This is a genomic window from Cryobacterium sp. TMS1-13-1 (genome assembly GCF_004403125.1).
GTDB lineage: Bacteria > Actinomycetota > Actinomycetes > Actinomycetales > Microbacteriaceae > Cryobacterium > Cryobacterium levicorallinum.
The window spans coordinates 119,323-136,202 of the sequence record NZ_SOGX01000001.1 but is presented as its reverse complement, the minus strand read 5'-3'; the positions used below and the strand labels follow the sequence as shown (position 1 = coordinate 136,202).

Here is a 16,880-nt window from a genome sequence, read left to right as displayed (position 1 = left end):
GGGCGGGTGCCGAAGCATCCGCCCCGTCGATGATTGAGATCTAAAAGTCCCAGTCGTCGTCTTCGGTGACCACGGCCTTGCCGATCACATACGACGAACCCGAGCCCGAGAAGAAGTCGTGGTTCTCGTCGCCGTTCGGTGAGAGCACCGAGAGAATCGCCGGGTCACGTCGCAGACGTCCTTCGGGAAGATCGCCTCGTAGCCGGGGTTCATCCGCGCTTTGTACCACCACCGTCCGAACACCGCACGGTGCGTGTGATTATTAGAACGACACGCCGCGAAAATTCGACTTGCGCGAATGGACCATGAGCGCTGTAATTGTAGAACGTTGCTTTTACAAGAACTGGTTCCAAGACCCGTCTATACAAGCATGGCCCGAAATTCTCAAGAATTCCGGGCCTAGCCACGCCAATGGCTATCTGCTCAAATTGTTAGACAAGCGTTCTGAAGGCGCACATTCCCTTGCGGTTGATACACGGCGGGAATGTCCTACCTCTCTGGAAGTGAGAGACTTCTCCGTACTGGTCGGCGTAGTTCCCTTGCAAGGGAACGCGCTGACCAGTTTTCCAAGAGCCATCGGGGCCCAGCGGTTTGTGCGTCATTTTTGACTACTTTCTTGCGGCTGTGTAAATGGCTTCACAGGCCAGCCGCACGCACCTGCAAAGTTATATGGGTGTACTCATATCCTGCCTTCTGGTCTGTGCTCGGAATTGTAAAACCGCTGTCGGTGCCGCGGGAGGTTGAACTTGCCGCCGCCCGCGGCACCTGAAGTGGAGCTAGAAGTCCCAGTCGTCGTCTTCGGTGACGACAGCCTTGCCGATCACATAGGACGAACCCGAACCCGAGAAGAAGTCGTGGTTCTCGTCGCCGTTCGGTGAGAGCGCGGAGAGAATCGCCGGGTTCACGTCGCAGACGTCCTTCGGGAAGATCGCCTCGTAGCCGAGGTTCATCAGCGCCTTGTTGGCGTTGTAGTGCAGAAACTTCTTGACGTCTTCGGTCAGGCCGACCTCGTCATAGAGGTCCTGCGTGTACTGCACCTCGTTCTCGTACAGCTCGAACACGAGATTGAAGGTGTAATCCTTGATCTCGTCGCGACGCGCCTGCGTCTCTTTTTCGAGCCCCTTCTGAAACTTGTAGCCGATGTAGTAGCCGTGCACGGCTTCGTCACGAATGATCAAACGGATGAGGTCGGCCGTGTTGGTCAGGCGAGCGCGGCTGGAGAAATACATCGGCAGGTAGAAGCCCGAGTAGAACAGGAACGACTCGAGCAGCACCGAGGCGACCTTGCGCTTGAGCGGGTCGTCACCCTGGTAGTAATCCATGACAATCGAGGCCTTGCGCTGCAGGTTCTCGTTCTCGGTCGACCAGCGAAAAGCTTCGTCGATCTCCTTGGTCGAGGCCAGCGTCGAGAAGATCGAGGAGTAGCTCTTGGCGTGCACCGACTCCATGAAGGCGATGTTCGTGTAGACGGCCTCTTCGTGCGGGGTGATCGCATCGGGGATGAGCGAGACAGCGCCCACTGTGCCCTGGATCGTGTCGAGCAGGGTCAGCCCCGCAAAGACGCGCATTGTGAGCTGCTGCTCCACCGGCGTCAGCTGGTTCCACGACTGGATGTCGTTGCTGAGCGGAACCTTCTCCGGCAGCCAGAAGTTATTGGTCAGGCGGTTCCAGACGTCGACGTCTTTATCGTCTTCGATCTTGTTCCAGTTGATCGCGTCAACGTGCGACACCAGCTTGAGCTTGTCAATCATGGGAGGTCCTCTTCGGATACTGCTTGGTGGGTACTGCCTTGGTCGTTACTCGTTGGCGCCGGTGTGCAAAACCCAGCCCTCCCGCTGGTCGAGCTTGCCGAGACCGCCACGGTATTTCGATGGCGGTCGGGGTAAGCCCGACCAGCGGATTTAATCCATCATTCGATGCGCCAGATTAAAGCGCGCACGAGACGCAACCCTCAATTTCCGTGCCTTCGAGGGCCATCTGGCGCAGACGAATGTAGTAAATCGTCTTGATGCCCTTTTTCCACGCGTAGATCTGGGCGCGGTTGATGTCACGAGTCGTCGCGGTGTCCTTGAAGAACAGGGTCAGCGAGAGACCCTGGTCAACGTGCTGCGTCGCCGCGGCGTAGACGTCGATGACCTTCTCGTAGCCGATCTCATAGGCGTCCTGGTAGAACTCCAGGTTGTCGTTCGTCATGAACGGCGCCGGGTAGTACACGCGGCCCAGCTTGCCTTCCTTGCGAATCTCGATCTTGGCCGCGATCGGGTGAATCGACGCGGTCGAGTTGTTGATGTACGAGATCGACCCGGTCGGCGGCACGGCCTGCAGGTTCTGGTTGTAAATACCGTGCTCGACAACGGATGCCTTCAGCTCGGCCCAGTCCGCCTGCGTCGGAATCGACACTCCGGCCTGGGCGAACAGCTCGGCGCCGCGGTCGGTCGTCGGCTCCCACACCTGGTCGGTGTACTTGTCGAAGAACGCACCGGAGGCATAGGTGCTGTTTTCGAAGCCCTCGAAGGTGCGACCACGCTCGATGGCGAGGGCGTTCGAGGCACGCAGCGCGTGGAACAACACCGTGTAGAAGTAGATGTTGGTGAAGTCGATGCTCTCTTCACTGCCGTAGTAGATGCGCTCACGGGCGAGGTAGCCGTGCAGGTTCATCTGGCCGAGGCCAATGGCGTGCGAACGGTCGTTGCCGTCTTCGATGGAGCGAACCGAGCTGATGTGGCTCTGCTCGGACACCGCGTTCAGGCCACGAATGGCGGCGTTGACGGTGCGCCCGAGGTTGCCGGAGTCCATCGCCAGGGCGATGTTCATCGACCCGAGGTTGCAGGAGATGTCCTTGCCGATCTCGTTGTACGAGAGGTCCTCGTTGTACGTGGTCGGGGTGTTCACCTGCAAAATCTCGGAGCAGAGGTTCGACATGTTGATGCGACCGTCGATTGGGTTGGCCTTGTTCACCGTGTCTTCAAACATGATGTACGGGTAGCCGGACTCGAACTGAATCTCGGCGAGGGTCTGGAAAAACTCGCGCGCCTTCATCTTCGACTTCTTGATGCGGGGGTTGTCGACCATCTCGTGGTACTTCTCGGTCACCGAGATATCGGCGAAGGGCACGCCGTAGACCTTTTCCACGTCGTAGGGCGAGAAGAGGTACATCCACTCGTCATTCTTGGCGAGCTCAAAGGTGATGTCGGGAATGACGACACCGAGCGAGAGCGTCTTGATGCGAATCTTCTCGTCGGCGTTCTCCCGCTTGGTGTCGAGAAAACGCATGATGTCGGGGTGGTGCGCCTGCAGGTAGACGGCTCCGGCTCCCTGCCGGGCACCGAGCTGGTTGGCGTAGCTGAAGGAGTCTTCGAGCAGTTTCATCACGGGGATGATGCCGCTGGACTGGTTCTCGATCTGCTTGATCGGGGCGCCGGCCTCACGAATATTGCTGAGCAGCAGCGCCACGCCGCCGCCGCGCTTGGACAGCTGCAGCGAGGAGTTGATGCCGCGGCTGATCGACTCCATGTTGTCTTCGATTCGCAGCAGGAAGCAGGAGACGAGCTCGCCGCGCTGGGCCTTGCCCGAGTTCAAAAAGGTCGGCGTCGCGGGCTGAAAACGGCCGGCGATGATTTCTTCGACCAGTTCGACGGCAAGGTTCTCATCACCGGATGCGAGACCCAGCGCCGTCATGACGACGCGGTCTTCGAAACGCTCGAGATAACGCTTGCCGTCGAAAGTCTTCAGCGTGTACGAGGTGTAGTACTTGAATGCGCCGAGGAAGCTCTGGAAGCGGAACTTCTTGGAGTAGGCGAGGTCGTTCAGGCTCGTGATGAACTCGAACGAGTACTGGTCGAGCACGGCCTGCTCGTAGTATTCCTTCTCGACCAGGTAGTCGAGGCGCTCGCGCAGCGAGTGGAAGAACACCGTGTTCTGGTTGACGTGCTGCAGAAAGAACTCCCGCGCGGCTTCCTGGTCCTTGTCGAACTGGATCTCCCCGTTCGGCCCGTACAGGTTGAGCATGGCGTTGAGCGAGTGGTAATCCATGCTCGGCGCATCCACTGGTGTGACTTTCACGGCTGTTGTTTCCAAAATTCTTCCAATCCGTCGTGAACGATGCGCACATCATCCGGTGTTCCAAATACTTCAAAGCGATACAGGTGCGGCACCTTGCACTTGGCGGCGATGATGTCGCCGGCCAGGCAGTAGGCCGTGCCGAAATTCATGTTGCCGGCGCCGATGACGCCGCGAATCAAGGACCGGTTGGTCTCGTTGTTCAAAAACTTGATGACCTGCTTGGGGACAGCCCCGCCGGTGTTGCCACCGCCATAGGTGGGCACGCACAGCACGAACGGAGCCTGGGCGACGAGCGGCTCGTCGCGAGCGTGGAGCGGAATGCGCGCGGCCGACCGGCCCAGCTTCTCGACGAACCGCGCAGTGTTGCCCGAGGTGCTGGAGAAGTACACGATGTCAGTCATCCGTGCGTGTCAATCCTGTGCTGGTCGGCGATGCTGGGGCGCGAGGTGAATTACGCGAGGCGAGCGGCGAGCGCGTTGATCTTGTCCGGGCGAAAGCCGCTCCAGTGCTCTTCGTCGGTGATGACGACGGGCGCCTGCAGGTAGCCGAGGGCCTTGACCGCGTCGAGAGCGTTCTCGTCGACCGACAGGTCGCGCACCTCGTACTCGATGCCCTTGTTGTCGAGGGCACGGTAGGTGGCCGTGCACTGCACGCAGGAGGGCTTCGTGTAAACGGTGATTGCCATGGTTATGGCCTCTCTTCTTGGCTGATTCAGTCTAATTCTGCTCGCGACACTTCGCAAGTATGTTCTATAAAAAACTTCAACCCCGAACCGGAATTTGTCGGAAATCGCAGTATAAAGTGAGCAAGTTTTCGCCTGGCAATACTGCCTGGCTAGAGTCTCAATACTACATCTAGTGATCAAAGAAGAACAGAGCCACTACATACGGTAATTACATTTATGTAGTTATCCACCGACATTCCACAAGCCGCACGCCGCCGACCGGCCCCAGACCGCCCGAATTCCGCGGAACCCCGTACAGTTATCCACAGGGCGTTGCCCTGACTATATTTTGCCTGTGGAATGTCCGACGGCGTGTCGCGGCCGGACCCCACACCGAGCGCGCACGGCACACAGAAAGGCCGGAACGCTCACGCGTTCCGGCCTTTCTGTGGGTAATGCCAAAGCGAGAACGGTCAGTGACCGCCCGACCGGCGCTTGTTGTACACGTCAAAAGCCACAGCGAGAAGCAGCACGAGGCCTTTGACTGCCTGCTGCCACTCGATGCCAATGCCGAGAATCGACATACCGTTGTTGAGCACACCAATGATCAGACCGCCAATGATGGCGCCGCCGACCGTACCGATGCCACCCTGCACGGCCGCACCACCGATGAACGCTGCCGAAATGGCCTCGAGTTCGAAGCCATCACCGGCCTTCGGGCCGGCGAGATTAAGCCTGGCGGTGAAGATGAGGCCCGCCAGGGCGGCGAGGATACCCATGTTCACGAACAGGTAGAAGTCGACCTTGCGGTTCTTGATGCCGGAGAGTTCAGCTGCGTGGCGGTTGCCGCCGATCGCGTAGATGTGGCGGCCGAACACCGTCCGGTTCATCACAACACCATAGATGAGCACGAGCACGGCGAGCACGATCAGGGTGACCGGGATGCCCTTATAACTCGCGAGCGCGTAGGCGAAGAAGCCAACTGCCGCGGTGATCAGGATGAGCTTGGTCACGAACCACACCAGGGGCTCGACCTCTTGGCCGTACTTGGACCGTCCCAGGCGCGTGCGCACCTGCTGCACAATCAGAGCAATCACGGCGATCAGTCCGACTCCGAGGGTGAGCGGGTCGAGGTCGAACTCGCCGAACACGTCGGTGAGAAAGCCGTTGCCGAGCGCACGGTACTCGGCCGGGAAGGAGCCGATATTCGTATTGCCGAGCACAACGAGCGCCAGGCCGCGAAAGATGAGCATGCCCGCCAGGGTCACGATGAACGCCGGGATTCCCACATAGGCAATCCAGAAGCCCTGCCACACGCCAACGAGAGCGCCGATGCCGAGCGACATAATGATGGCCAGCCACCACGGCAGGCCCCACTGCACGGCAAAGACACCGGAACATGCGCCGACGAAAGCAGCCACCGATCCCACCGACAGGTCGATGTGGCCCGCAACGATCACCATCACCATTCCAATGGCGAGAACGAGAATGTAGCCGTTCTGCACGATCAAGTTGGAGATATTTTGCGGGCGTAAAAGGATGCCGTCGGTCAGGACCGTAAACAGCACCACCACCAGAACGAGGGCAATGAAAATACCGTTCTTGCCCAGGTCGGCCAAAACGTGACTCAGCCAAGACGTGGCTTTGTTCTCACTCGGGTTGACCAGGCCTCCCGTGGCCGGCGTGGTCTCTTGATCACTCATTGGGGTTCTCCTTTTCCGCTAGCGCCGGCGCTAGCGGGCCTTTTCCATGGTCATGTGCTTAATGAGGGTCTCCGGCGTGGCTGTCTCAATCGGGAATTCCCCGGTGATGGCACCCTCAGCCAGGGTATAAATGCGATCGCAAATGCCGAGCAGTTCCGGCAGCTCCGAAGAGATGACAATAACGCCCTTACCGGCCGCGGCAAGTTTGTTGATGATTGTGTAAATTTCGTATTTGGCCCCCACGTCGATCCCGCGGGTGGGCTCGTCAAGAATCAAAACGTCGGGGTTGGAATAGATCCACTTCGACAGCACCACCTTCTGCTGGTTGCCACCAGAGAGTTTGCCGGTCTTGACGAGCACGTTCGGAGCCTTGATATTCATGCTCGTGCGGTATTCGTTGGCGACCTGATACTCCTCGTTGTCATTCACGAGGCCCTTGCGTACCAGCCGATGCAGCGCCGCCATAGAGACGTTGCGCTTAATGTCTTCGATCAGGTTCAGGCCGTAGGTCTTGCGGTCCTCAGTGGCGTAGGCGATGCCGTTGTCGATGGCTTCGGTCACGGTGCGGGTCTTAATCTCAGTGCCGTGCTTGAATACCTTGCCGGTGATGCGGCTCCCGTAGGAACGCCCAAACAGGCTCATTGCGAATTCCGTGCGGCCAGCCCCCATGAGGCCGGCGATTCCCACAATCTCACCGGCACGTACGCTGAGGTTGACGTGGTCAACGATCATGCGCGTCACGTCTTGCGGGTGAAAAGCGGTCCAGTCCTCAACCCGAAGGATCTCTTCCCCAATGTCGGGAGTGTGATCCGGGTAGCGGTGCTCGAGGTCACGGCCGACCATGTCTTTGATGATGCGTTCTTCGGTGACGTCGACCTTGGCGATGGTTTCAATGGCCCGGCCATCACGGATGATCGTGACCGCGTCGGAGACTTTCTTGATCTCGTTGAGCTTGTGGCTGATGATGATCGACGTGATGCCCTGACCCTTGAGGTGCAGGATGAGATCGAGCAAATGGTCGGAGTCGTCATCGTTGAGGGCCGCCGTTGGCTCATCGAGGATCAGCAATTTCACCCGTTTCGAGAGCGCCTTAGCAATCTCGACGAGCTGTTGCTTGCCGACGCCGATGTCCATGATCCGCGTCGTTGGATTTTCGCGCAGCCCCACCCGGGCAAGAAGCTTGGCAGCCTCAGAGTTGGTCTTGTTCCAGTCAATAAGACCGAAGGCGCCGCGCTGTTCGTTGTTCAGAAAGATGTTCTCGGCAATAGAGAGATACGGACTGAGCGCGAGCTCCTGGTGAATGATCACGATTCCCTTGGCCTCGGAATCGCTGATGCTCTTGAACTCAACGATTTCGTCTTCGAAGACGATGTCGCCGGTGTAGGTGCCGTGCGGGTAGACGCCGCTGAGCACCTTCATCAGGGTTGACTTTCCGGCACCGTTCTCGCCGCAGATGGCGTGGACCTCCCCGCGACTGACGTCGAGTGTCACGTCAGAGAGCGCCTTTACTCCGGGAAACGTCTTGGTGATGCCGCGCATCTCAAGGATGTTCGTAGTCACGTGAGCACCTTCTTTATTCCTCTATTGCATGGTCAGAACCCGGGCGATTTCGGCGACCGGTAAAAATGTGGGGGAGCACAACGGTCGGTGGGGTAAAACTACCCCACCGACCGTTGGGCACGGGCTAAACAGGGGACAGCGAAACCTAGCCGTTGATTTCTGCTTCTGTCCAGTAGCCCGAATCAATCAGCACGGCCGGGATGTTGTCCTTGACCACGATCGTCGAGTCGAGCAGGAACGACGGAACGATCTTCACACCGTTGTCGTAGTCCGCCGAGTTGTTGGTCTCGGGGGTCTCGCCATTCAGCAGGGCGACGGCCATGTTCACGGCGACGGATGCGAGCTCGCGCGTGTCCTTGAAGATGGTGCCGTACTGCTCACCCGAGTTGATCGCCTTGACCGAGTCGATCTCGGCGTCCTGGCCGGAGATGATGGGCCAGCCGTCGCCGACGGAGTAGCCAGAGCCCTCGAGGGCAGAGATGATGCCACGGGAGATGCCGTCGTATGGCGACAGGATGGCGTTGACCACGGTGCCGTCCGAGTACTGCGCGGTGAGGAGGTCCTCCATGCGAGCCTGTGCTTCTTCTCCGGCCCAGCGGAGGGTAGCGACCTGCTCGATGTCGGTCTGGTTGCTCTTGACCACGAGGACGCCGTCGTCGATCAGCGGCTGGAAGGCATCCATTGCACCGTTGAAGAAGAAGAATGCGTTGTTGTCATCGAGCGAACCGGCGAAGAGCTCAAGGTTGAACGGACCGGCAGGCGCGCCCTCAATGGGCGTTCCGTCGAGTTCGGCAAGTCCGAGGCCGTTCAGGACCGACCAGGCCTGCTGCTGTCCGACCTTGAAGTTGTCGAAGGAGGCGTAGTAGTCGACGTTTTCGGTATCGCGAATGAGTCGGTCATATGCGATGACGGGAATGTCCGCGTCAGCGGCGTCCTGCAACACGCTCGTGAGCGTCGTGCCGTCGATCGAGGCCACGATCAGGGCTTCGGCACCCTTGGTGATCATGTTCTCAATCTGCGAGACCTGCATGGGGATATCGTCCTCGGCGTACTGGAGGTCGACGGTGAAGCCCTGTTCCTCGAGCTGGCTCTTGACGGCGTTACCGTCGGCGATCCAACGCTCAGAGCTCTTGGTCGGCATGGCCACGCCGATCAGTCCCTTGTCGCCACCTCCGTCGGTGCCGGTGGATGCGCCGCCGGATGAGCAGGCTGCCATCGATACCGCGAGGGCACCCGCGGCCACGACTGCGAAGAATACGTTCTTTTTCACTGTGTTACCTTTCATTCTGTTTATCGTCATTGATGTGAAATTGCAGGATTGTGGAGCAGTTACAGGCCTTGTGCCAGTCGGTAGTAGGCCTGATTCCAACGCACTTCGCGGGTGAAATCGCGCAGGGTGGTGGTTTTATCGATCACGAGAAGCTCGGTGCGAGCGATCTCGGCGAAATCGTGGAGCACCTCGGTGCCGCCGGCAGACGACGTTGCGGTGGTGCGGTCGGCTGCCATCACTGCAACGCCCCCTGCGGTGCTTGTCCGTAGACGTTCTGGTAGCGGGCGAACAGGGAATCGATAGATTCCTGTGGGATCGGGACGAGTTCACCGCCCACGCGGGCAAGCTGAACCGTGCGGGCAACGTCCTCCACCATGACCGCGGCCTTCACAGCATCGCGAGCGTCCTTGCCGATCGTGAAGGGCCCGTGGTTCGCCATCAAGACGGCACGAGAACGGTGGCCGGTGAGAGTCTCCACGATGCCGCGGCCGATCGAGTCGTCGCCGATAATGGCGAAAGGTCCGACCGGGATCGGGCCGCCGAATTCGTCGGCCATGGCCGTAATAACGCACGGGATGGCTTCATTGCGGGCGGCCCAGGCCGTGGCGTAGGTGGAGTGCGTGTGCACGACACCGCCGACATCGGGCATGTTCCGGTAGACGTAGGCGTGTGCTGCGGTGTCACTCGACGGCGAGCGGTCGGCGCCCGGCGTACCGGGGATGACATTTCCGTCGAGGTCACAGAGAATCATGTTCTCCGGCGCCAGGTCGGCGTAGTCGACCCCGCTGGGCTTGATGACGAACAGGTCGGCGCCCGGCACCCGACCGGAGACATTGCCGCCGGTCCAGACCACGAGCCCGTTGCGAAACAGCTCCGCGTGCAGGCGGGTGATTTCAGCGCGAACGCGGGCGACCGCGACCTCGATCTGAGGGCCGTAGGTGCTCATGCGAACACCAGCGTGACGCGGTCCGTGGCCCGGCGGCCGCCGGCAGCGCGCACCATAACGGCCCCGCTCGGGTTGGCCACGCTCAACGCGCGCGTCCCGCCGTCGACCCAGGTCAGGGACTCGGCGCAGGAGATCGCATCGGTTGTACTCACGGAATCGACTCCTATGTCAGGTCTGAGCGCGGACGATACCGCGAGTGGTTCGGGTGTGGTGACAGGGCAATCGCTTGACTCGATCTGCATGTTCCGACTGAATGTGATCGGTCACATTGCCGTGTGTTTATGTTAGCGGCATTGGGACACACTGTGTCAACAACGACTTTGTCTCGTTTGAATAACGCTCGAAATCGCGCATCCCGCCGATCGAGGCGCTACAAAGGATCGATCGATCCGCAGGCCGACCCTCAGAATGCCGGGCGCGCGGTCGAGCCGCGAACGATGAGCTCCGGCATGATGGCGCCCTGGTTTTCCGCGGTGGTGCCCGCGATGTTGGCCAGCAGCAGCGCGACGCAGCGCCGGCCGAGCTCGGCGAAGTCCTGGCGCACCGTCGTGAGCGGTGGCCAAAAGTGAGCCGCCTCCGGGATGTCGTCGAAGCCCACGATGCTCACGTCGCGGGGCACCTCGAGCCCGGCTTCCCGGATCGCGTGCATGAGGCCAAGGGCCATCTGGTCGTTGGACGAGAAGATTGCAGTGAAGTCCCGCACGTGCAGCAGCTCGCGCCCGGCGTGATAGCCGAATTGCGCAGTCCAGTCGCCGAGGATCGGCGCCGTGGTCGGAACTTCCCTGGCCCCCATCTCCTCCAGGAAGCCGTGCATGCGAGCCTCGGCCTCGATCCAGTCCTGCGGCCCGGCGAGATGATAGATGTCACGGTGTCCGAGGTCGATGAGGTGCCGAGTGGCCAGTCGTGCACCGGCGATCTGGTCCACGGTGAGGGCGTTGGCGCCCACGTTCCCGGAGGACTGCAGCGTCACGAACGGCACATCGATCGACAGTAGCTTGAGGGCATTGAACACCTGCACCTGCGGTGCGATCACCACGATCCCCTCCACGGACTGGGACATCAGGTGGTCGACGGCCGCCGCGATGGACCCGGGCTCCCCACGATTGAGGTTCGCCGTGTTCACAAAGTATCCGGCGTCCCGCGCCGCGTCCTGGATCGCGGCGATGCTGCTCGCCGGGCCGTATTCGGCGCTCGACGCGGACAGCACACCGATCGTGCGGGATCGTCCGCGCGAGAGTGCGCGGGCGGCCCGATTGGGCCGGTATTGCAGTTCTTCGATGACCGCGAGCACCCGGGCTTTGGTGGAATCGCGGATGCTGGCGTGATTGTTGAGCACGCGCGATACGGTCTGATGGGAGACCCCGGCGAGGCGCGCGACGTCGCGGATGCTCGGCGCACGCTCTTTCGTTGAGTCGTCCGACACGGTCACCCCCAAAGTCATGTGCACGGTCACAAATTGGCCCGCGTTTACATTATGCAGGCACAGACCGCGATGTGACAGTCACATTGTGACGGTCACATTGTGACGGTCACATTCGCCCGGCCCGGCTCGTGTCGCAAAGCACGGCACACTGGAGTTATGCCCATTCTCAACAAAGACATGACCCTGTGCATCTCACTCGCGGCCCGCCCGAGCAACCTGGGCACCCGGTTTCACAACTATCTTTACGAAGAATTCGGCCTGAACTACATCTACAAGGCCTTCGCCCCGGTCGATCTGGCGAATGCGATCGCCGGCGTGCGCGGATTAGGCATCCGCGGTTGCGCCGTGTCGATGCCCTACAAAGAAGACGTCATCGCTCTCATCGATGAAATGGATGCCTCGGCGTCGGCCATCGACTCGGTCAATACGATCGTCAACAACGCGGGGCACCTCACGGCGTACAACACCGACTATTCCGCCGTGCAGCGTCTGCTCGCCGAGCACGCCGTGCCGCGGAACTATTCGGTCATTCTGCGCGGCAGCGGCGGCATGGCCAAGGCCGTCGCGGCGGCTCTGCACGATGCCGGGTTCGCCCAGGGCACGATCGTGGCACGCAACGAGGGCACCGGCCGGGCGCTGGCCGCACTCTACGGTTACGACTGGGCGCCCGAGGTCGGCCCGCTCACCGCCGACCTCATCGTCAACGTTACGCCGGTGGGTATGGCCGGAGGCGCGGCATCCGCTGAAACGTCATTTCTGCCCGAAACGATAGCGGGGGCACGCCTGGTCTTCGACGTTGTGGCCTCCCCCGCCGAAACTCCGCTCATTCTGGCGGCGCAAGCGCTCGGCAAGCCGGTCATCACGGGAGCCGAGGTCGTCGCGCTGCAGGCCGAGGAGCAGTTCTTTCTCTACACCGGCATCCGCCCAACTCCCGATCAGGTGCACCGGGCCTCCGCTTTCTCCCGCGAGCCCTGACCCCGCTCCCTGCACCGGACGGGGCCCGGGGTCAGGCCCCGGGCAGCGCACCCTTCAGGTCGGCGATGAGGTCCTCGACGTCTTCGATTCCGACCGAGAGGCGAATGATATTGTCGGGCACCTCGAGCTCGGTCCCGCGCACCGAGGCGTGCGTCATTTCCGAGGGGTAGTTCACGAGCGACTCCACGCCGCCGAGCGATTCGGCCAGCTGGAACAGGTGCATCGACTCGGCGAACTGGCGAGCGGCCGCGGCGCCACCGGCGAACGCGATGGAGATCATGCCGCCGAAGCCGGACATCTGCTTCTTGGCCAGCTCGTGCCCCGGATGGCCGGGCAGCCCCGGGTAGTAGACCTGCTCGATGGCTGGGTGGCCGTCGAGAAATTCGGCGATGGTCTGGGCGTTCTTGCAGTGCCGTTCCATGCGCACCGAGAGCGTCTTGATGCCGCGGACGGTCAACCAGGAGTCAAGCGGGGCCGACACCGGCCCGGCCGCGAACTGCAGAAACTTGGCCTTCTCGTGCAGCTCGTCATCGTTGATGATGAGCGCGCCGCCGAGCACATCAGAGTGGCCGCCAAGATATTTCGTGGTCGAGTGTACGACGACGTCAGCGCCGAAGGCAAGCGGATGCTGCAGGGCCGGCGACGCAAACGTGTTGTCGACGATCGCGATGACACCGTGCCGGTGCGCGATCTCGGACAGTGCCGCGATGTCGCTGATCTTCATCAGCGGGTTGCTCGGCGTCTCCACCCAGAGGATTTTGGTTTCGGGGCGGATGGCCGCCTCAACCGCCGCAAGGTCGCTCATCTCAACGGTCGTGTTGAGCACGCCCCAGGCTCCGTGCACCTGGTTGATGAGCCGGTGGGTTCCTCCGTAGACGTCGTTGCCGAGCACCACGTGGTCGCCCGGCTTGAGGATGGCGCGCAAAATGGTGTCTTCCGCAGCGAGACCGCTCGCGAACGACAGGCCGTGCTTGCCGCCTTCCAACGCGGCGAGCAGGGATTCGAGCACGGTGCGGGTGGGGTTGCCGCCGCGGCTGTACTCGTAACCGCCGCGCAGGTTGCCGATGCTCTCCTGCACGTAGGTGGAAGTCTGGTAGATCGGCGGAATGACGGCGCCGGTCGTCGGGTCGAATTCCTGACCGGCGTGGATGGCGATCGTGTCGAACTTGTTAGCCATGGGTGCTCCCTGTGTAGAAATGATTAGACGCTCAGGTAGCTGAGCAGGTCGTGCCGGGTGATGACGCCGAGTGGTTTGCCGCCGTCGGTCACGAGCAGCGCGTCGTGAGTGGCGAAGGCGGCGCGGGCGGCAGCGACGGGCTCGTTGACGCCGATCAGCGGCAGCGGCACGCCCACGATCGCCCCGATCCGGTCGGTGAGCTGCGCGTCGCCGGAGAAGACCCGGTCCATCAGAGCTCGCTCATCGACCGAGCCAAGCACCTCCCCCATGACGACGGGCGGCTTGGCGCTCAGCACGAGCAGCTGCGACACACCCTGGCTGGTCATGGTTTCGATGGCGTCACGCACGGTGTCGCTCGGGTGCACATAGACCAGGGCCGGCAGTCGCCCGGTCTTCGATTCGAGCAAATTGGCGACCGTGTGACCGGCGGGGGCTGCGCTGAAACCGTAACTGCGCATCCACTTATCGTTGAAGATCTTGCCGAGATAACCGCGACCGCCGTCGGGCAGCAGCACCACGATGGTGTCGTCGGGTCCGAGCTTTTCGGCTGCACGCAGGGCGGCAACGACGGCCATTCCGCTGGAGCCGCCGACCAAAATTCCCTCTTCGAGCGCGAGCCGCCGGGTCATCGCGAAGGAGTCAGCGTCGGAGACGGCGATGACCTCGTGCACGACGGCGGGATCGTAGGCGCCCGGCCAAAAGTCCTCACCAACACCCTCGACCAGGTAGGGCCGGCCGGTGCCGCCGGAGTAGACCGAACCTTCCGGGTCCGCTCCGATGATGCGCACGGCGTCGTTCGACACCTCCCGCAGGTAGCGGCCGGTTCCGGTGATGGTGCCGCCGGTGCCGACTCCGGCGACGAAGTGCGTGACCGTGCCGTCGGTGTCGCGCCAGATCTCGGGGCCGGTGGTCTCGTAGTGACTGAGCGGGCCGTTCAGGTTGAAGTATTGGTTGGGCTTGAAAGCACCCGGAATATCCCTGGCCAGCCGGTCCGAGACGCTGTAATACGATTCGGGGTCCTCCGGTGAAACGGATGTCGGCGTCACCACGATCTCGGCGCCGTATGCCGTGAGGACGTTGCGTTTGTCCTCGCCGACCTTGTCCGGCAATACGAACACGCACTTGTAGCCGCGCTGCTGCGCCACCAGGGCCAGGCCCACCCCGGTGTTGCCGGAGGTGGGTTCAACGATCGTACCGCCGGGTTTCAAGAATCCATCGCGCTCGGCTGCGTCGATGATGCGCACCGCGATGCGGTCCTTCGCCGAGCCGCCCGGGTTGAGATATTCCAGCTTCACCAGCACCGTCGCGGTCAATCCCGCGGTGACCTTGTGGAGTTTGACCAGCGGCGTGTCACCGATGAGGTCGAGAATGGTGTTAGCGATTTTCATGGGAATTCCTTCTGTCGAGCCGAACACCAGTGGGCAGGCGCGGCCTCGGGTTGCACCGGCGCGGCGCGTTCCGGGCGGTGGCCGGGCGCGTTCGTGGAGGGTCGGCTAGCGACAGCAGCAACACAACGAGTGAACGGGCACGCCTCCACTCTAACGGGCGGCGAGACCTGGCGACCAGCCTGAGAAATGTCTGTGAGAGCGAGATCAGAGGGAAGCTGCAGGGGCGACTGATACGTTCGACGGAAGTAGTTCCCACAGAGAGGCCGTCGTGACCCCCCAGCCCGGATCCCCAGTGAACAAAGCGTCGATCAAGGAAGAGCGTGCTGCGAAGCGCGCGAAGAAGCTGGAGGAATATCACCGCCAGCAGAAGCGCAGCAAGCGCAACCGACGGATCGGCATCATCGGTGGCTCGGTCGCCGCGGTCGCTATCATCGCTCTCTTGGTGGCCACTTTTGCGCTCGCCCCGAAAGCGGCGAACTACGCGGGCGGCGGCGCCGGCGATGCGTCGACGATCGACGGCGTGGAGACCTTCACTAACACGGCCGGACACGTCGAAACGGCGGTGACCTACGAGCAGACGCCGCCCGCCGGTGGCGAACACGCTCCAGCCTGGCTCAATTGCGGCGTGTACGACCAGGTGGTTCCGAGCGAGAACGCGGTGCACTCCCTCGAGCACGGCGCAATCTGGGTGACCTACGACCCGGCGATCGCTGACGCCGAGCTCGACCTGCTCAAGACGGTGCTGCCCTCCAGCTACGTCGTGTTGTCGCCCTTCGAGGGAATTCCCGCACCGATCGTGCTGAGCGGTTGGAATGCCCAGCTGCAGATCGACAGCGCAGACGACGCGCGCATCGGTGAATTCTTCACCGAATTCTGGAAGAGCACGAACGTGCCCGAAGACGGCGCCTCCTGCTCGGGCGCAATCGACGCTCCCGGCAAGGTTTCCTAGAGCGCGGGACAGCGTGCAGCCCATAATGCCTGCGCGACCAGCGGATGCCCCACCGTCGCGACCGCGCCGCACCCTGATTCGTGCGATCGCGGCTTCCGTTCTGGTGACGGCGCTCGTAGTCGGAGCCGTGGCCTTCTCAATCGGGAGGTTGAGCACGATCGTCGACGCGACGCCCGAGACGACGAGCGCCGAGGTCGGCTTCGCGCGGGATATGCAGGAGCACCACAACCAGGGGGTCGAACTCGCCCTGATCATCCGCGATCGAACCGATGATGAACCGGTGCGGCTGCTCGCCTACGACATTGCCACGACGCAGGCCAAGCAGAGCGGGCAGATGTCGGGCTGGCTCGCCGTGTGGGGGCTGCCGCAATTCGCCCCGGAGCCGTCGATGACCTGGATGACCCGACCCGGCCTCTCCGGCGAGACCCACGACGGACCGCACACGGCCGGTTCCGACGCCGTGCACGTCGCCGGGGAGCCGATGCCCGGACTCGCGACCGCCGCCGAAATTGCCGCGCTCACCGCGGCCTCCGGGGTCGAAGCTGAACGCCAGTTTCTCGCAATCATGATCGCTCACCACCGGGGTGCGATCGAGATGGCCGAGGCGGTGCTGGACCGCAGCACCAACACGACCGTGCAGTCGTTTGCGACCTCGGTCGTGCTGAGCCAGGAGTCCGAAATCGATCTGATGACCGGGATGCTCGCCGACCGTTCGTAGTCCTCCCCGGTGCGCGCCGGGCCGTCGGTGCGCCTCCGCGCGACG

Annotated in this window: 15 protein-coding genes and 2 pseudogenes; 3 read left to right on the top strand and 14 right to left on the bottom strand. The window is 61.9% G+C overall.

Annotated features, from left to right (window positions below):
* Positions 1–40: 40 nt before the first annotated feature.
* From E3T31_RS00700 to E3T31_RS00650, 12 genes and pseudogenes are all read right to left on the bottom strand, one after another.
* A pseudogene (locus tag E3T31_RS00700) lies at positions 41–222 on the bottom strand (ribonucleotide-diphosphate reductase subunit beta); the annotation flags it as partial.
* A gap of 554 nt (positions 223–776) precedes the next feature.
* Complete coding sequence (gene nrdF, locus E3T31_RS00695; RefSeq protein ID WP_104132179.1) at positions 777–1,751, bottom strand: class 1b ribonucleoside-diphosphate reductase subunit beta; 975 nt, start codon at positions 1,749–1,751, stop codon at positions 777–779.
* 175 nt (positions 1,752–1,926) lie between these two features.
* Positions 1,927–4,032, bottom strand: coding sequence for a class 1b ribonucleoside-diphosphate reductase subunit alpha (gene nrdE, locus E3T31_RS00690; RefSeq protein WP_134467072.1), 2,106 nt, complete (start codon positions 4,030–4,032; stop codon positions 1,927–1,929).
* 26 nt (positions 4,033–4,058) lie between these two features.
* Positions 4,059–4,463, bottom strand: coding sequence for a class Ib ribonucleoside-diphosphate reductase assembly flavoprotein NrdI (gene nrdI, locus E3T31_RS00685; RefSeq protein ID WP_134467020.1), 405 nt, complete (start codon positions 4,461–4,463; stop codon positions 4,059–4,061).
* Between the two features lie 50 nt (positions 4,464–4,513).
* On the bottom strand, positions 4,514–4,747 hold the full coding sequence (nrdH, locus tag E3T31_RS00680; RefSeq protein WP_092448338.1) for a glutaredoxin-like protein NrdH: 234 nt from the start codon (positions 4,745–4,747) through the stop codon (positions 4,514–4,516).
* A 452-nt stretch (positions 4,748–5,199) separates the two neighbouring features.
* Positions 5,200–6,429 carry a multiple monosaccharide ABC transporter permease gene (gene mmsB / locus E3T31_RS00675; RefSeq protein WP_134444077.1) on the bottom strand — a complete coding sequence of 410 codons (1,230 nt, stop codon included), beginning with the start codon at positions 6,427–6,429 and terminating at the stop codon, positions 5,200–5,202.
* 30 nt (positions 6,430–6,459) lie between these two features.
* Positions 6,460–7,989: a multiple monosaccharide ABC transporter ATP-binding protein gene (gene mmsA / locus E3T31_RS00670; RefSeq protein WP_104137700.1), complete on the bottom strand. Its 1,530-nt coding sequence runs from the start codon at positions 7,987–7,989 to the stop codon at positions 6,460–6,462.
* Positions 7,990–8,134: 145 nt separating this feature from the next.
* Entirely contained in the window at positions 8,135–9,205 is a 1,071-nt protein-coding gene (gene chvE, locus E3T31_RS00665; RefSeq protein ID WP_370304158.1) for a multiple monosaccharide ABC transporter substrate-binding protein, read from the bottom strand.
* Positions 9,206–9,318: 113 nt separating this feature from the next.
* Positions 9,319–9,546: pseudogene (locus tag E3T31_RS00660) on the bottom strand (L-arabinose isomerase); the annotation flags it as partial.
* Entirely contained in the window at positions 9,495–10,205 is a 711-nt protein-coding gene (locus tag E3T31_RS00655; protein ID WP_134467018.1) for an L-ribulose-5-phosphate 4-epimerase, read from the bottom strand. The pseudogene E3T31_RS00660 and the gene E3T31_RS00655, both read right to left, overlap by 52 nt.
* Complete coding sequence (locus E3T31_RS17565) at positions 10,202–10,357, bottom strand: hypothetical protein (protein ID WP_166788342.1); 156 nt, start codon at positions 10,355–10,357, stop codon at positions 10,202–10,204. Before E3T31_RS17565 ends, E3T31_RS00655 begins: the two co-directional genes overlap by 4 nt.
* A gap of 251 nt (positions 10,358–10,608) precedes the next feature.
* Complete coding sequence (locus E3T31_RS00650) at positions 10,609–11,628, bottom strand: LacI family DNA-binding transcriptional regulator (RefSeq protein ID WP_134467017.1); 1,020 nt, start codon at positions 11,626–11,628, stop codon at positions 10,609–10,611.
* 156 nt (positions 11,629–11,784) lie between these two features.
* Here E3T31_RS00650 and E3T31_RS00645 point away from each other — a divergent pair, with 156 nt between their 5' ends.
* The gene (locus E3T31_RS00645; RefSeq protein ID WP_134467016.1) at positions 11,785–12,603 is read left to right on the top strand and encodes a shikimate 5-dehydrogenase; all 819 of its coding nucleotides are present in this window, start codon (positions 11,785–11,787) and stop codon (positions 12,601–12,603) included.
* 31 nt (positions 12,604–12,634) lie between these two features.
* On the opposite strand, the gene E3T31_RS00640 is transcribed toward E3T31_RS00645, so the two are convergent.
* Positions 12,635–13,780, bottom strand: coding sequence for a cystathionine gamma-synthase (locus tag E3T31_RS00640; protein WP_134467015.1), 1,146 nt, complete (start codon positions 13,778–13,780; stop codon positions 12,635–12,637).
* Positions 13,781–13,803: 23 nt separating this feature from the next.
* Complete coding sequence (locus E3T31_RS00635; RefSeq protein WP_134467014.1) at positions 13,804–15,168, bottom strand: cystathionine beta-synthase; 1,365 nt, start codon at positions 15,166–15,168, stop codon at positions 13,804–13,806.
* A gap of 268 nt (positions 15,169–15,436) precedes the next feature.
* Here E3T31_RS00635 and E3T31_RS00630 point away from each other — a divergent pair, with 268 nt between their 5' ends.
* Together E3T31_RS00630 and E3T31_RS00625 are read left to right on the top strand one after the other, a co-directional pair.
* Positions 15,437–16,117 (top strand): DUF3105 domain-containing protein, encoded by a 681-nt coding sequence (locus E3T31_RS00630; protein WP_134467013.1) that lies wholly within the window; start codon positions 15,437–15,439, stop codon positions 16,115–16,117.
* Between the two features lie 25 nt (positions 16,118–16,142).
* Positions 16,143–16,835, top strand: coding sequence for a DUF305 domain-containing protein (locus E3T31_RS00625; protein ID WP_134467012.1), 693 nt, complete (start codon positions 16,143–16,145; stop codon positions 16,833–16,835).
* Positions 16,836–16,880: the final 45 nt, after the last annotated feature.

What these genes read in the sequence shown, in the direction of transcription:
- nrdF (WP_104132179.1), bottom strand. Translation starts at nt 1,751, where the DNA reads ATGATTGACAAGCTCAAGCTGGTGTCGCACGTTGACGCGATCAACTGG.
- nrdE (WP_134467072.1), bottom strand. Translation starts at nt 4,032, where the DNA reads ATGGATTACCACTCGCTCAACGCCATGCTCAACCTGTACGGGCCGAAC.
- nrdI (WP_134467020.1), bottom strand. Translation starts at nt 4,463, where the DNA reads ATGACTGACATCGTGTACTTCTCCAGCACCTCGGGCAACACTGCGCGG.
- nrdH (WP_092448338.1), bottom strand. Translation starts at nt 4,747, where the DNA reads ATGGCAATCACCGTTTACACGAAGCCCTCCTGCGTGCAGTGCACGGCC.
- mmsB (WP_134444077.1), bottom strand. Translation starts at nt 6,429, where the DNA reads ATGAGTGATCAAGAGACCACGCCGGCCACGGGAGGCCTGGTCAACCCG.
- chvE (WP_370304158.1), bottom strand. Translation starts at nt 9,205, where the DNA reads ATGGCAGCCTGCTCATCCGGCGGCGCATCCACCGGCACCGACGGAGGT.
- E3T31_RS00655 (WP_134467018.1), bottom strand. Translation starts at nt 10,205, where the DNA reads ATGAGCACCTACGGCCCTCAGATCGAGGTCGCGGTCGCCCGCGTTCGC.
- E3T31_RS00645 (WP_134467016.1), top strand. Translation starts at nt 11,785, where the DNA reads ATGCCCATTCTCAACAAAGACATGACCCTGTGCATCTCACTCGCGGCC.
- E3T31_RS00640 (WP_134467015.1), bottom strand. Translation starts at nt 13,780, where the DNA reads ATGGCTAACAAGTTCGACACGATCGCCATCCACGCCGGTCAGGAATTC.
- E3T31_RS00635 (WP_134467014.1), bottom strand. Translation starts at nt 15,168, where the DNA reads ATGAAAATCGCTAACACCATTCTCGACCTCATCGGTGACACGCCGCTG.
- E3T31_RS00625 (WP_134467012.1), top strand. Translation starts at nt 16,143, where the DNA reads ATGCCTGCGCGACCAGCGGATGCCCCACCGTCGCGACCGCGCCGCACC.